This is a genomic window from Hyphomicrobium sp. 01T421, from assembly GCF_056398805.1.
This window is the reverse complement of record NZ_JBFTQC010000001.1, coordinates 486,824-501,905: the sequence shown is the minus strand read 5'-3', so window position 1 is coordinate 501,905 and position 15,082 is coordinate 486,824. Positions and strand designations below refer to the sequence as shown.

General features: G+C 57.2%; 14 protein-coding genes. 2 read left to right on the top strand and 12 right to left on the bottom strand.

Annotation, left to right across the window (positions count from 1 at the left end; all coding sequences use genetic code 11):
• Positions 1-82: 82 nt before the first annotated feature.
• Positions 83-1,153, bottom strand: coding sequence for a hypothetical protein (locus AC1DK3_RS02320; RefSeq protein WP_477190685.1), 1,071 nt, complete (start codon positions 1,151-1,153; stop codon positions 83-85).
• A gap of 504 nt (positions 1,154-1,657) precedes the next feature.
• Here AC1DK3_RS02320 and AC1DK3_RS02315 point away from each other — a divergent pair.
• Entirely contained in the window at positions 1,658-2,680 is a 1,023-nt protein-coding gene (locus AC1DK3_RS02315; protein WP_477190684.1) for a DMT family transporter, read from the top strand.
• A 29-nt stretch (positions 2,681-2,709) separates the two neighbouring features.
• Here the strand turns inward: AC1DK3_RS02315 and AC1DK3_RS02310 are convergent, their stop codons facing one another.
• Together AC1DK3_RS02310 and AC1DK3_RS02305 are read right to left on the bottom strand one after the other, a co-directional pair.
• The gene (locus AC1DK3_RS02310) at positions 2,710-3,948 is read right to left on the bottom strand and encodes an MFS transporter (RefSeq protein WP_477190683.1); all 1,239 of its coding nucleotides are present in this window, start codon (positions 3,946-3,948) and stop codon (positions 2,710-2,712) included.
• A 9-nt stretch (positions 3,949-3,957) separates the two neighbouring features.
• On the bottom strand, positions 3,958-4,437 hold the full coding sequence (locus AC1DK3_RS02305) for a MaoC family dehydratase (RefSeq protein WP_477190682.1): 480 nt from the start codon (positions 4,435-4,437) through the stop codon (positions 3,958-3,960).
• Positions 4,438-5,054: 617 nt separating this feature from the next.
• On the opposite strand from AC1DK3_RS02305, the gene AC1DK3_RS02300 reads away from it, so the two are divergent.
• The gene (locus AC1DK3_RS02300; protein ID WP_477190681.1) at positions 5,055-5,663 is read left to right on the top strand and encodes a TetR/AcrR family transcriptional regulator; all 609 of its coding nucleotides are present in this window, start codon (positions 5,055-5,057) and stop codon (positions 5,661-5,663) included.
• A gap of 113 nt (positions 5,664-5,776) precedes the next feature.
• Here AC1DK3_RS02300 and AC1DK3_RS02295 read toward each other — a convergent pair whose 3' ends face one another.
• The 9 genes from AC1DK3_RS02295 to AC1DK3_RS02255 all read right to left on the bottom strand — a co-directional run bounded on the left by AC1DK3_RS02295 (position 5,777) and on the right by AC1DK3_RS02255 (position 14,916).
• Positions 5,777-6,412 (bottom strand): GTP cyclohydrolase II, encoded by a 636-nt coding sequence (locus AC1DK3_RS02295; RefSeq protein WP_477190680.1) that lies wholly within the window; start codon positions 6,410-6,412, stop codon positions 5,777-5,779.
• 45 nt (positions 6,413-6,457) lie between these two features.
• The gene (locus AC1DK3_RS02290) at positions 6,458-7,036 is read right to left on the bottom strand and encodes a c-type cytochrome (protein ID WP_477190679.1); all 579 of its coding nucleotides are present in this window, start codon (positions 7,034-7,036) and stop codon (positions 6,458-6,460) included.
• Positions 7,023-8,360 (bottom strand): sulfite dehydrogenase, encoded by a 1,338-nt coding sequence (gene soxC / locus AC1DK3_RS02285; RefSeq protein WP_477190678.1) that lies wholly within the window; start codon positions 8,358-8,360, stop codon positions 7,023-7,025. Before soxC ends, AC1DK3_RS02290 begins: the two co-directional genes overlap by 14 nt.
• Positions 8,361-8,531: 171 nt before the next feature.
• Positions 8,532-9,602, bottom strand: coding sequence for a bifunctional riboflavin kinase/FAD synthetase (locus AC1DK3_RS02280; RefSeq protein ID WP_477190677.1), 1,071 nt, complete (start codon positions 9,600-9,602; stop codon positions 8,532-8,534).
• A gap of 78 nt (positions 9,603-9,680) precedes the next feature.
• A complete protein-coding gene (locus tag AC1DK3_RS02275) occupies positions 9,681-10,220 on the bottom strand; it encodes a flavin reductase family protein (RefSeq protein ID WP_477190676.1) in 540 nt (179 codons plus the stop codon).
• A gap of 65 nt (positions 10,221-10,285) precedes the next feature.
• Positions 10,286-11,395 (bottom strand): 3,4-dihydroxy-2-butanone-4-phosphate synthase, encoded by a 1,110-nt coding sequence (gene ribB / locus AC1DK3_RS02270; RefSeq protein WP_477190675.1) that lies wholly within the window; start codon positions 11,393-11,395, stop codon positions 10,286-10,288.
• A 118-nt stretch (positions 11,396-11,513) separates the two neighbouring features.
• Positions 11,514-12,629: a dimethylsulfone monooxygenase SfnG gene (sfnG, locus tag AC1DK3_RS02265; protein WP_477190674.1), complete on the bottom strand. Its 1,116-nt coding sequence runs from the start codon at positions 12,627-12,629 to the stop codon at positions 11,514-11,516.
• A gap of 87 nt (positions 12,630-12,716) precedes the next feature.
• A complete protein-coding gene (locus AC1DK3_RS02260) occupies positions 12,717-13,274 on the bottom strand; it encodes an NAD(P)H-dependent oxidoreductase (RefSeq protein WP_477190673.1) in 558 nt (185 codons plus the stop codon).
• A 340-nt stretch (positions 13,275-13,614) separates the two neighbouring features.
• Entirely contained in the window at positions 13,615-14,916 is a 1,302-nt protein-coding gene (locus tag AC1DK3_RS02255) for a porin (protein ID WP_477190672.1), read from the bottom strand.
• Between the last annotated feature and the right edge of the window lie 166 nt (positions 14,917-15,082).

The following is a 15,082-nucleotide window of genomic DNA, read 5'->3' as shown; positions in this document are numbered from 1 at the left end:
ATTCGCTGCACAATATTTGACGAAAAGAGGCGCCCGGCGGCGTGGCAATCGCCGGGCGCCCACAGCTTGAGTGGAAGCTATCTCAAGCAACGTCGTCCCATTCTCCGGGCGTCTTTTGTCCCGCCCACAGATACGGTTGCTGAAGTCCAATTCCGAATACGAGCGGAATAACGAGCGACCAGTTCACGCCCATGTAGGCGTACGTGAGAAGCTCCTCCATGCTTGAAAATACTGGCCCGATCAGCTTGGTCAGCAAGCTCGCGACGATTACGTCAATCACGAGATATGTCACGCACGCGAGGATGCCGCCCCACGGCATTGGTATCTTCGAGAACGGCCAGTTGTGCGTGATGATCGGCATCGCGTAATTGATCGATGTCGCCGTCATGAAGCAGAGCAGCCAGAAGCTGTCGTCCGTGAAGTGCCCCATGCTCCAAAACGGTGAAATCGGAGATTTGTCAAAATCCCATATTCCTGCAGCCGCCGAGATCTGGAACGACAGGCAGGCTGTCGCGAATAGAATTGCCATGATCACGATCGCGCGTCCGGGCTGGGGCAGGCCGCGTGTGAGAAATGTCAGTGTCCCCGTGCTCAGTCCGACGAGCAAGAATGGAAACCACCATGCGGGTATCCATTTCACCGCGGAGTGCGTGATCAGGTAGGTAAGACCGGTGAAAAGCAGCAGATGAATGAGCGCCTGGCGATGCGCCGGTAGCTTCGCAACGAGGAAGTTTCCGCCCCCAAAACAGAAGAAGGCGAGAAGAAACCACGTCGTTCCGACGAGCGGAAAAATGCCGTCAGCGCCGGGCCCGATCAGAAAGATGAGTTTCGCACTCCACCATCCGAGAAACCATGAGGCGATGACGAGTGCTACGCCGCGGAGCATCTTGTCTTTGATGGAGTTGAACGGCCAGAAGCCCGAGACGACAAAGAAACAAGCCCACCAGGCTGAAAAGATCTGCCAGCTGACGTTATCCAGCCAGAATGATTTTTCGATATCCGCTCCACGCCATGGGCCGATCGGATTTGCAGTGACCCAGAGGTTGACCAGATAGCAAGAGACGATGGACAGACCATAAATCCAGACGAAGCCGCGTACGGCCTCGCTCGGTCGATAAGGTGCAACAGCGGCTGACATTGTAGTAGCTGACACGCATTTCCTCCTTTTTTGTTTCCTGCCGCTGGCAACGCCAACAGCAAGTGGACTTCTTATTTGAGGGAGTGCAGTGAGCGAGACCGCTCACCTCATCGCTTGTGCCGATAGTCTTCAGGAAGAAGAGCGTTGCGAGCGATTGGCGTCGCGTGGACGAAGCCCACGACGAGATTGCCAACCGATACGGAACATCGCTTCGCTTTCACTCGCGACCGTCGGCAAACGGCAATCGGTCTTTCATCGGGCTTCCCTCGTCGATTACTATTGTCATTTGTTTGTATCGACCGGTACATACTGATATAGCTCCGTACGGAAATCAAGTGATTTGACTTCGGTCGCGTGCCGGAAGCTCAAATCCGATCGCCGGACCCGAACGCTTCAGTTGCCTCAAGGCGGGCAATCGAGTACCCGACGGCGAATGGATCAATTCGTGAGCACAAAATTGACGAGGCTCGTCGAGAGAGGACGAACTTCCGGCGAGGTGGACGTTTTCAAGGTGGGATTTTGAGCAACGCGTCACGACTTCGATGGGGGCTGCTTTATGCTTTCATCGCCTGCATGTTCTGGTCCTCGCTGTACGTCAGAACAGACTTCGTCGCCCCCTACGGCACGGCCGACTTGGCCATTGTTAGATTTTCTTTTTCAACGTTGCTCGCGATGCTCATCCTGCTCGCACGAGGGAGCTTGCGACGGATTTTTACCGAGCGAACGCGAGCCGAATGGCTTTCCGCATCGGCACTCGGATTTTTGGGATTCACCGGTTATTATTTTTTTCTCGCCACAGCGATTAAATATACGTCCGAGGTCATCACCGTTGCGATCATCGCCATGATTTCCGTCGTGACGCTGCTCGTGAACAATGCGCTGTATCGCGAATTCAGATGGCATGTGGTGGCATGGCCAGCACTTCTGGGGGGCGCGGGCGTCGCGACGATCGTCTGGAGCCAGGTTCACGCGGGAGCCTTTTCATTCACCGATAATGGAATGAAGGGACTCATCGGTCTAGCCGCGGCATTGGTTGCGCTCGCTATGTGGAGCGCTTACCAGGTGCTCAATAAGCGCGCCCTTATTCGCTTTTCCGCAGTATCCGTCGAAGACTGGACATTACTGACGCTCATTGGCGGCGCGATCGCGTTGCCGCCGCTTCTCGCCATTCTTCCGGCGTCGCCGATGAGCGAGGAATTCACACTCTATTCGCAACCTCTAGGACCATCCACATTACCATTGCTGGGATGGGGATTGTTTCTGGCTATCGGCGCTTCGTTGCTTTCCCTGAGTTCCTGGAACCGAGCGCAGAAATATCTTCCGCCGACACTCAGCGGCCAATCCGTCGTATTCTTGTTGCCGCTGGTCTTCGCTCTCGGCTGGTACTATGGGCGCTTCTCGGCCGACGCTTTCGCGATGCTGACGGGTATAGGACTTCTTTTTCTTTCGGTTGGCGCGACGATCGTTCTCCAGCACCCTCCGAAGTGGCTGCCAAAGAGTTTCCGCACGAATGCGAGTGGCGTAGACGCGGATAGCCTTTGACGCCGCATCATCGGGCGAGCCCGAGGTGGCTATCTCAAACCGTGGCCGATCTTCACGGCCTGAGGCAGTTGTCGCAGACGAAACATCGCGATCGTACCGATCACGGGCCCCGGCACGAGCACGAGGAAGGCCCATTGCCATCCGCCCAAATAGTCGGCGAGCATCGGCACGACACGGATTGCAATGACGGTCAGCGCGAAGCCTAAACCCAGCTGAAGAGCCAGAGCCGTACCAACGAACGATGACTCTCCGACTTCTGTTACGATCGCCGAGAACTGCGCGGAATCGCCGATGACCGTCACGCCCCATACCACCGATACGAGCAGGAAAATCCAAAGAGGCGCATCGAATGCGAAGCCGATGAGCAACGCGCAAAGACCGGACAGCGCCATCATGATCGAGGTCGTCGCTGTGCGCCCGATGCGATCCGCCATCACGCCACCGAGAATGCAGCCAATGATGCCCGAACCGATCACGGCGAACGTAATCAGAGACGCGCTCGACGTGCTGAGGCCTCGCAGCTGCAGTGCCGCCTGGGCGAACGCCAGGAACCAGCCCCACATTGCGTACAGCTCCCACATGTGGCCGAAGTAACCGATATTCGCGAGCATCACCGGCTTGTCGCGCAGCACCCGTCCGATCTGGCGAGGATCGAATGTCGCGCGCGCGAACGGGTTAGGTCCTTCGACCGCGTACCGCGCCATCAGCAATGCGCCGGCGACGGTCATGATGGATGTCGCGCTGACGACCAATTTCCAATTCAAATCCGTCGTTATCGCACGCAAAAGGTGCGGAAAAGCCGAGCCAAGCGTCAGCGCTGCAATCACACAGCCGAGCGCCAAGCCGCGACCCTGCACGAACCACGTCGAGATGAGTTTCAGGGCCGGCGGATAAACCCCCGCGAGCGCCATTCCCGTTATGAAGCGCAACGCAATCGCGACCTCAGCGCTTGGAGCGACGAGCAGCGCGAGATTCGCCGCCGCAGCGAGAGCAGCCGAAGCCGACATCAGTGTGCGCGCGGCAATGACGTCTGGAAGATTCAAAAAGCTTGCGCCGAGCGCTCCAACGACAAATCCAATTTGTACGGCATTCGTCAGCCACGCAGCGGAACTGGCATCAAGCGACCAAACGGCGCGAAGTTCAGACACGATCGCAGTCGCAGAAAACCACGTCGTCATGGAAAGCACGATCGCGAAGCTCAGAATCGCGAGCATTTTCCAACGCGATTCGTCGAGCGCGCGCTGGCTCGAATGCGAAGTAACCGTCATGAGTTCCCTCTACTCCACCGCAACTTGCATGGCGGCCATATGTCTGCGCAACGGCGACACATAAACGACCGCCGAGCCCGAAAGGCACACGCTCCCGTCTTCGCCATAGATCGTCGTGATCAGCTCGCAGATGGGTTTGTCTTCGCGCACGGATGTAACCTCGACTTCCGCCGTGATCATCTCATCCACGCCGACGGCGCGAACGAAGCGCCAGTTCACGCCAAGAAAAACGGTACCAGGCCCTGGAAGGTCTTCTGCGACGATCGCATTGAGAAGACCCGAGGTGACGCCTCCTTGAACGATGACGCGACCGAAGGCAGATGCCTCCGCGAGTTTCTGGTCGTAGTGCAATGGGTTGTAATCGCCCGTCATTTCAGAAAAACGCGTGATGTCCTCTTGCGAGGTCCGGCGCGAGCGGCGCGCCCGCGATCCGACGGACGGCTTACCGTTCAGCGTGTCTTCCCAAACGCTCGTGGCGGATGTCCCCATTGCGCTAGTTCCTTTTGTGCTTGTTTTTATTCTGCGCGACTGAACTTGCATGCGCATCGCGCCCACTCGCCAGCTCGAGCGGCAACACGGCTTTCAACGAAACACGGGCTGTGGCGCGCAGAGTTCTGAGGACGCCCGGCCAAAGTCCGTGTCGGGCAACCCGCCGCAAGCGGCCGCACAACCGGTCTTTGGAACCTGCAAGATTTCGCGAATGAATTTGGTCTCCAAAATTGATTTGGAAAACCCGTAGCGAAGAGCCCGATATTCGGAGCAAGCCCTGTCCGATATCGGAACTAGCCTGTATGCTGATTGCCTCAGATTTTTCTTTTTCGCGCCCGCAAAAAAAATGCGATGCTTTCGCCAGCGCGACGGAGTGTGGTTGACTCAAAAGCAGCGTCATTTCGGGCGTCGCCAAGTTCCCAATTGTATGCTGTTATCGTAAAGTACGACGGTCATTTGGATTGAGCCGACGAACAGTTTTGGAGGCCTTCTTGTCACGCTCAGATTTGAAATCGCCGGCCCGGGCGGGACGAAAGCGACAATCATCAGGCCTTGACCTTAGCACCAGTGTACCGACTAGTCCACACACACATTGGTCTGCGGATAGCGATAAGAACATGCGAAATGGGAAGTCGACCGTCGCCGGGGGTCAGCAATACGAGCGAATTCAAAAGATTGCCGCAGACTTGTTTGCGACGCGGGGCTATCGCGCTGTGGGCGTCGCAGAAATTGGGGAAGCGGTCGGATTAGGCAGGGGCGCGCTTTATTATCATATAAGCAGCAAGGAAGATTTGCTGTTCAACATCGCGGTTCGATATATCGAAGATCTGGTCGTTGCGGGCAGAGACTCGCTTGCCTCCGAGCCCGATCCCAGAAAGCGGATTTACATCCTTAGCCGCAATCTGATGCACACGATTTTCGCCAACCTGCCGGAAATGACTGTCTGCTTCCGCGAAGCCGATTGCCTCACCGGTCAACGGCATCGGATCGTATCCGAACTCCATCAAGCGTATCAGGACATCTGGACGACGACGTTCCGGGAAGGAGAGAAGAAGGGACTTTTTCGTTCTCTGCCGACGGTTGCGATAAAGGGCATCCTAGGTATGTACTTCTACAGTTTCCTTTGGCTGAAGCCCTCGGGCCGAAAGTCCTCACGCGAGATCGCCGACGTGTTCGCAGACTTGGCGCTGTCGATCGCGGAATCCAAAGGGCGGCAAGCTCCTTGAAGGGGCGGCCGCTCTCCCTCAGCGGCGACAGTCCTTACGTATTCGGCATTTCCCCAAGAAATTGATGGCGCAGCTCAATGGAGCCGCAGACGGGCATACATCGCCGCCGCGCGTCAGACGTCGTGCGCCATACGCAACCGCTTTGTTTCGAGATAGCGATGGTTGTGCGGGTTCGGATCGACGACCAGCGGGACGCGTTCGATGACAGAAATGCCGAGAGCCCGTAGGGCCTGCTGCTTGAGCGGGTTATTCGACAACAATCGAACCGTATTCATGCCGAGTTCCAACAGTGCTCGGCCAGCCAACGTATAGTCGCGAGCGTCGACGGGAAACCCAATCTCGATATTCGCGTCGATCGTGTCGATCCCTTGATCTTGAAGAGCGTAGGCCTGCAGCTTCTTGAACAATCCAATCCCGCGCCCTTCCTGGTAGGGCGCGTACGCAATTGCTCCGAACGGCGCTGCACAAATGGCCCGCAACGCCATCTGCAGTTGTTGGTGGCAATCGCAGCGCAGCGAATGAAAAATATCCCCCGTTACGCAACCCGAATGGATGCGCACCAGAGGGATGGTTGCTTCTGTCGCCTCAGCGGCACGGTGAACAAGAACGACGAGTTGTTCGACCTCATCGTCACCTTGATACGCATAAGCATCAAGGCGAACCTCCTTGCCCTCCAACTCTATCGGTACCACTGTGGCGACGACGCGTAGGACGGCCGGTTCGACAGCTTTTATGGCGCTTATCCGCATTGCAGTTTCGCCTCCTGGAGACGCGACACGTTTGAGGCTGCGGCTTCACTTCGCCGGCAACGCCGATTGGTTGATCCGATACATATCGAGTTCGGGGCCAGATCCGTCGAAGAAGCCTTTGGCGTTTGGCATGACGACTTTCCGAAGCGTCTTGGCGTCCACGACCTGCTTTTCATCGATGACCTTCCCGACCGACAGGATGTAGGCCGACAGCGCGTACACCTCGTCGGGCGTGAGAGAGCCCGGTTGGTCAAACGGCATGGTGCGCCATATATAGTCGAATAGCGTGCTGGCATAGGGCCAGTAGCTCTCGACGGTTTTGAGGGGCTTGTCCGTCGCCAAGCTTCCCCTTCCGCCTGTGAGCACGGGGCCTCCGAGTTCCTTTATCCCCTCGAGATGCTCGCCATGACAGTGAGCGCACCGTTGTGCATAGATTTCACGGCCAGCAGCTGACGTCCCTTGTCCAGGGGGCAGAGTTGCGCCGTCCGGCTGAATGGCAAAGAATTTTGCCAGTTCTTCTGAGGTGACCGGCGTGCCGACACTCGCTTCTGTGTCGTCAGCGTGGGACAACACAGGCCACAAGCAGAAGAGTATTGCCGTGCACAGGCCTCTAAACGTGGACATTGGACACACTACCGTCTGAAGCGACGGCCCAGCTTTGAATGGCGTTGTAGTGGTACACGGAGTTCACGCCCCGCACGCTGATGAGTTCCGAGCGCGTCGGCTGAACGTTGCCGGCTTCATCGATACACCGGCTTTGTAAGATGGCCGACTTGCCATCCCAGTGCCAAGGGTAGCTGAAACGCACCGTGCTCATGGGCTCCGGTACGCTATCGAGCCTGGCCGGCGCCCACGTCTTGCCGCCATCGAGCGAAACGTCGACTGCATAAACGCGGCCGCGTCCGGACCACGCGAAACCCTTGATCAGATAATGACCGGGCTTCGGCAGCATCATTTCGCCGGAAGGGAACGTGATGACGGACTTTGCATCCATCTCGAGGGTGAACAGTTTCGCACGCCCGTCCTTCAACAGGTCGGTATAGGCGGCCGTTTCCTCATGCGTCATGAACGGACGGTCACTCACTTGCAGGCGGCGCAGCCACTTGATTTGCGTATTGCCTTCGAAGCCGGGCAATATGAGGCGGAGCGGGTAGCCCTGCTCGGGCCGAAGCGCTTCTCCGTTCTGTCCATAAGCGATGAGCGCATCCGACATCAGCTTGCCGATCGGAATGCTGCGGGTCATCACCGCGGCATCTGCGCCCTCTGCCAAGACCCACGCCGCGTTCTCTTTCAAGCCCACGTGACGAGCGAACGTCGCAAACGGAACGCCGGTCCATTCGGTCGTGCTCAATAATCCATGCGTGACTTGGACATTTCTTCCAGTCGGCTTCGACCATTCGTCCAACGTATTCCCGGAGCACTCGATGAAGCAGCGCCGCGTGATAGATGGCAGGCTCCTAATCTCGGCGATCGTGAATTTCTTCGCGATATCGACGAGACCGTGAACGTACAGTTCGTGGCGCGAGGGATCGATGGTTGGAATGCCGCCGTGATGGCGCTCGAAGTGCAGCCCTGACGGCGTGAGGTTGCCGATCGTTGCAGCAAGCGGCGTATATGTCCACGAAGTTCCGTCGAGTGGACGATCCGCTTTTAAACGCACCTCGGTCTCGAATTGCGAGCGTGTGCCATAGCCGTTGTCTTCGTGTACGCCGCGACCCATCTCCTTCGTCGGATCGTCGGGAACGTCGTAAAGGACCGCACCGGGAGGTGCCGTCTTCTTCTCGGCGAGCGCGGGCGCAGCTGCCAACGGCACGGCAGCGGTCGCCGCGGCGGCAGAAAATATCAGCTTGCGCCGATCAAGCTCGAGATGAGGCTTCATCCCGTCTTTGCAGGGACAATCTTCGTCGGATGGGCTGGCCGTAGCTTCGGTGTTTCGGTTTAGCGACACCAGAGCCTCCTGAAATCTGCAATCTCGCGTTAGTGTATGTATCAGTCGGTACAATGCAAGCTCAAATGCAGGACCGCTGATTAAATGATGACGTCCGCCTGACGACGCGGAGAACTACTGCCGTTTTGCCCTTCGCAAAAACGTTCTGCGTCGTAATTTGCTGTGCAGGACTTAGTGTCCGGCAGCGCTCGCAATGGCGCACGCACGTCGGTCGAGCACACTCTCGATCGCGGGTTCTTGAAAGTCGCTGCCCAGCAGGCGCCGCGCGGACAGGCAGTCGGCATCGATCTGCTTCGTCAGGGCAGAGACATTGACGAAGGTCCGTTCGGATCTCTGAAACGCCACGAACTCGACGAGCAATTGCGCTCCGTAAATGTCCCCGCTGAAATCCAGAATGTGGACTTCGAGACGCGGCGCTCCGTCGTCAAACTGGGGTCGCGTTCCGTAGCTGGCCACCCCGTTCACAATTTTTCCATCGATAAGAACGCGCACGGCGTAGATGCCGAAGCCGATGCGTACATCGTGGAAGGGATCGAGATTGGCTGTCGGAAAGCCGAGCTCACGACCACGCTTGTCGCCGTGAACGACGATGCCTTCCATCGTCCATCGGCGACCCAGGAGATTGTTGGCCGCCTTGATGTCACCGAGAGCCAGCCGCGATCGTATTGCTGTCGACGTAATGATCTCATCGCTCTCCATCAGGACCAGCGGCGGGATCACCTCAACAGTCGTGCCGGCGCAAGGACCCAATTCGGCAAGTTGGGTTACACCTCCGATGCGCTTTTTACCGAAGCGAAAATTTCTGCTTGCGATGATCCGCTCGGGCTCGAAGCCTCGCGTCAGCACTTGCTGGACGAACGCCTCCGGTTGCAGCGACGCCATTCCGGAATCGAACTTGAGAGTGATGACATCATCGACACCCGCTTCCTTCAGCAAACGGGCTTTCTCACCGGGGCCTGTCAGTTGAACGAAAGGCTCGTGCGGCGCCAACACGACACGAGGATGCGGATCGAACGTGATCGCCACCACACGGCGTCCGTCGACCCGCGCCATCTTCGACGCACGTTGTATGACCTCACGGTGGCCTCTATGGACGCCGTCGAAATTGCCGACGACGACATAGGCGCCTCGCAGATGGTCCGGCAAATCTTGCAATTCGTCCAACGACCACGACGACGGACCTGCGGATTTAAGCTCCGCAGACCGCACGTCGCCTTCTGCATTGAGGGTATTGAGGCTCATCGCGTGCTCGCTTCCCACTTGCGGGCTGCGTCCGCCGGCTATTCGCGTCCGAATGAATTCGCCCGGCCGCAGCAGCCGTCAAATATGTGAAATCATCCCGTAGCGGGCGTCGTGATAGACCAGCGGCGTGACGGCTTCGACATCCGTTCCGACGACCTGACCGACAAATACGGTGTGCGTGCCGATCGAAATTCTCTGTTGAATTTCACATTCGAGCTGAGCTGCGGCACCCTTGATGAGGGGCACGCCTCTTTCGCTCAGGCGATGCTCGACGGAAGCGAATTGATTTTCGCCCTTTGTAGCGAAATGTTCTGCGATGCTCTTTTGGCCATCAGCCATGATATTGACGGCAAATGCGCCTTTTCTATCGATATGCGGATGAGTCCGCGCCGTCTTGTTGACGGCGATGAGGATGGTGGGTGGTTCGGCGCAAACACTGCAGACCGCGGTCGCGGTAAATCCGTAGAGCGTGCCGTTCTCTTCCGTAGTGATCACAGTCACACAACCGGCGAGCTGGCGCATGACTGTTCGAAAGGCATTGGCATCGACCGTGGCCGGTTTGCCGGTCAACGCCGCACCGATGCTGTTCATCGCGCTCCGAATAGACCCCATCTGCATAAGTCAGTCTCTCCTCATTTCAGGCAATGAAGGTCGCGTCCCCACCGGCTCACGCCTTCGCAAATTCACAACGATTCTTTCCCGACGATCGTCAGCCCATAACCTTCGATGCCGACGAGCGTCTGATCGCGGCTAGACAGCAGAATCATGTCTTTGATCCCGAGGTCGACGAGGATTTGCGCACCGACGCCGTACTCGCGCAGCTGCGGGCCCGGCCGGGAATGCGGGCTGCTATTTCGAATGCGATCGGAAAGCGCACCGCGACGGCCATCGTTCAAAAGAACAATGACTCCCCGTCCCCGCCGCATGATCTTGAACATGGCGCTATTCAAGCCTTCTCCCTCGCGAGAGAGGATCGCGTCGCTCACCAGATCCGACCTGTGCAGGCAAACTGAAATTGGACCCGGCTTCGTGATATTTCCCTTGATCAACACGGCATGCTCGGACCCGTCGACTGTGTCTTGGTAAATGGCCAATTGCCATTCACCGAAGCTCGGGTGATGAATCGCGGACGTCGCGACACGGGTGACAAGCCGCTCATGGCGAAGCCTGTAGGCGATGAGATCAGCAATCGTTCCGAGCTTGATGCGATGCGCGCTCGCGAATTTTAGCAGATCCGGCAGGCGCGCCATCGTGCCGTCATCGTTCATAACTTCGCAGATGACGCCCGAAGGATTGAGACCGGCGATCCGCGACACGTCGACGGCAGCTTCGGTATGCCCGGCCCGTACGAGCGTGCCGCCTTCCCGCGCAATCAGCGGGAAAATATGGCCCGGAGTGACGATATCGTTCGACGTGCTTTCCGGATTGATCGCGACCGCGATAGTTCGGGCCCGGTCGGCAGCGGAAATTCCCGTCGTCACCCCGGTCTTAGCTTCGATCGAAAGAGTAAAGGCGGTCTGCAGTCCCGTTTGCACGGATTGCGCCATGGCGCTGAGCTTCAGGTGCGCAACACGCTGAGGCGTCAGCGCCAAACAGATGAGCCCGCGCGCATGCCGAGCCATGAAGTTTATGGCTTCAGCGGTCGCGAATTGCGCTGGAATGACTATATCGCCTTCGTTCTCCCGACCTTCGTCGTCGACGAGAATGAAGCAACGTCCAGCCCTGGCTTCTTCGATAATATCTTCCGCAGGGCTGATTTCTTCAGCGTCGTGGTTCGTGAACATGAAGTTCATAACTTCGCTTCCTTCCCCGGATCGCCTAGAAACCGCTTTAGCCAGCGTCTAAACTCTCTTTTCTTCGCAGAAGGGTGGCGCGGTCTCCGAGCCATCCCCCACCGCCTGTTTTAAAGTGTTAAGCGATCGCTTGCCTTTTCGTCGGGGCGGCGCGCTCGAGTTCGCGGACGAGCGGAATGACCCGCTCACCGAAAAAGCGCGTCTCCTCATGGAAGTGCAAGAACCCGCAAAGAACCATGTCCACGCCGATTTTGCGGAGTTCGTATATGCGGAGCGCGATCTGCTCGGGCGTTCCGATCAAGTTCGTGTTGAAGCCATCGTTGTATTGAATCAAATCGCGGCTCGTGGACTTCACCCACATCCCCTTGCCTTCCTTGGTCGCCTGCCCGGCCTCCTTGACCGCCACGCGGAAGTTCTCGACGGCCTCCGTATCGGCGCCGCGGACGATACGCTCGAGTTCGGCCTGAGCTTCCGCTTCCGTCTCGCGAGCAATCACGAAGGCATTGGCAACGAATTTGACTGTCCGGCCTTTTGCCGTCGCAAGCTTCGTGACGTAATTGATCTGCTCTTTGAAGCCATCGGTGGTATTGCCATTCATGCAATACCAATCCGAAACCGAAGCCGCCATTCTTTGCGCAGCGAGCGAATTTCCGCCTTGGAAAATCTCTGGCGTCGGACGACCGGGAATGACGAGCGGCTTTGGCTTCAGTGTATAGCCGTCGATCTTCCAGTACTTGCCCGCGTAACTGAAATCGTCTTCGGTCCACGACCCGCGAAGAACCTCGATGAATTCCTGCGAGCGGACGTAACGCTCATCGTGCTCGACCCACGGAACGCCAAGCGCATCGAATTCGGCGCGACACCAACCGCTGACCACGTTGATCGCCCAGCGGCCATTGAAGATTTGATCGGCAGTAGCACCATGCTTGGCGACGACACCGGGATGAAACATCCCCGGAAGTATGCCGGTAATGATGTTGAGCGTTTCGGTATGAGCGAGGAGCGCCGTAGAAAATATCAGCGCGTCATGCTGATACTCGGCACCGTAGTGGCCCATGAAGCGGATCTGCGTAAGGGCGTACTCGAAGCCAACTTCTTCCGCGATCTTGGCGAGTCTGATGTTGTATTCGAGACCCCAGTCGGTGCGTTGCGGGACCTTGCTCACAACAAGGCCACCGCTGGCACTGGAAACCCAATGCGCAAACTTCATCGGACTAGCGTTCTTGACGCCCATGACTGCTGCCTTTCGATGCCTTAGCGGGAGCGTTGCCGATTTTTACAGAGCATACGGGTCAACGAATGAGGGAATTGCTGCGGCAGGCTATTCGACCAATTGACGAACAGGCACACGCGAAGGCAAAAGCAGGCCGACTGCTTCATCTGCCGCTCTTTCGATGCGCTCTCTAAGGGCGAAGCTCGAAACCGCACCATTTGCGAAATCGTCGCTGAGGCCATAGAGCCCGGTTGTCACAGTCTGTATCGCGAAAAAGCCCATGAGGGGCCGCATTTGATGCTCGATCACCAGGGCGTGCATTGGCGTACCGCCAGTTGCACACAATATCGCCTTGCGGTTACGCATGGCGTCGCGATCGACAAGATCAAAGAAGTGCTTGAGCAATCCCGTGTAGGCTGCACGATAGACCGGCGTTCCGATGATCAGCAGGTCCGCTCGCTCAACGAGTCGGAGAAGTTCTTCGCCTTTGACGGAGACGTCAGGGCGCGTCAGTCCGCACATGACTTCATGGCCAACTTCAGACAAGGCGATGTTATAGCTGTCTGTTGGCAGCGCGGTCGCGACGGCATCAGCAACGGCGTCAATCAAGATGCCGGTCTTCGATTGGCGCGTCGGACTGCCGTTGATCCCTACAATGGTCAACATCAGGCGTTTCCCTAGACATTTTTTTGGGTCCATTGACCGGACCACTTGTTTGTATCGATCGGTCCATCATTATGTAAAATTTCCAAGAGACGCAAGTGGGATCAGCGATCAGCTGCAAGTTCGTCCGCATACTTTCTCACTTTAAATTTAACGCGCCTCGAGTCCTGAGCTCAAATGCATCGCCCGCGCATGAAAGAAGGGCATCCTCCTCTGCGTGGAAATTATCCAGGCAACCCCGAGCTGCGACCGCGATCGCGAATTAAAATCATGCGGACACAAAAAAGCCCGAAGCTTTGAAAGCTTCGAGCTAAGTCGATGGAGGAAGCAGTCTAAGAAGAAGCTAGAAATTTATCATGCTGCCAAACACGATCGTGGACATGTCTTTCGTGTTGACACCAGGAACGTCGACTTCGTGGTTTCTATAGCGAAGCCAAACCGACATAGCGGCAGCATCTATTTCCTGAACTGCTCCGAAGCCCCAGAAGCGTGTCGATGATCCCTTGATAACCTGGGATGTATCGTCGGAGGCGTCGCCGGGCGAACCGCCATCACTAACGATCATCGCGCTGTTGTTGGCTCCGAGGTATTCGCCGTAGGGAATCGTCGCCCCGAGCGGATTGAGCTTCAGACGGACACCACTCTTCATATACCAAGTGTCTGTCGCCGGATTATCGACCAGGCCGCCCTGCTCAGTCAGATGTCCCCAGCCCGCTGTGCCAAACCAGCCCGAGGGAAGATGCTGAACATAAAGGCCGGCCTGAGTGTACTTCAACTTTCCGTCGGGCGGCGCGCCGAGGTTCGAGTCCGTGGTCTCAGCATACGTCAGAGCACCCGCAATCTTGAAATTGCCGAGCGTATTTGCGTACCAACCTGCAAGCGCCCAATCGTCGTCTTCGCCCCACGATGCTGTGGCAGAGAAACCTTTGTAGGCGGGAGTATCGTACCTGATCGCATTCCGTGGAAGACCATCGCAATCACCCGGACCGCCGCCGTATCCCCGGCACGACGACGCGTTACCCCAGATCATCGACTGGCCGGGGGCAAAGTTGCCGCGAACATTGAAGCCAAACACGTCGTAAGCGACCCAATAGGCCGCCGCCAGCGTTCCTGAGCTGTCGAGCGATACGATCGCGTTGTCGTCGGCCGGCGAAACCTTGCCGACGCTGAGCTTGCCCAGCTCCTCGCTCTTCAGGAACCAGTATGAATAAAGCACCTGCACGCTATTCTTAGCGCCGGTCAACGCCGCAGGGCCGACAGGCGTGTTCTGGTTCGTCGTGTACACGTCGCTGTCGATCGCTTCGAGATGGAGCACGTAGCCGGCCGACAAATCCTTGTTGATCTTAGCCGTTCCCGTGAAATTCACGTTGCTCGCGAATGCCGTTCCCAGTCCGGAGATGTACGTGTTGGATTCAACGCCGTCGTCCCAGTAGACGACTTGCTCAGCAACCCAGCCCGACACCGTCAGCGAAACTTTTCTGTTGCCTTTAACAGCGGCGGACGCCTCAAGTTCGGCAATTCGGTCTTCGAGATCAGCACAGCAATTGCCTCCAAGATCAGCAGCCGACGCCCCCGTAACACCAACGAGACCCAAAAAAGCCGGCGCGAAAACAGCAGCTTTTCGTGTCTTCTTCTGAATTTTCATTACTTCCCCCATTCGAATCGACAGCGTAGAACTAACAGACCGACCGACTGGTACAACAAGATTGAAAACCGACCGATAGGTACATATGCGCAAGGTGCGGGCGAAGACCGTGCCCGGACTATTCGCTTGATCTCGGAATATTGATCATTGTCAGCCCATTACGCGG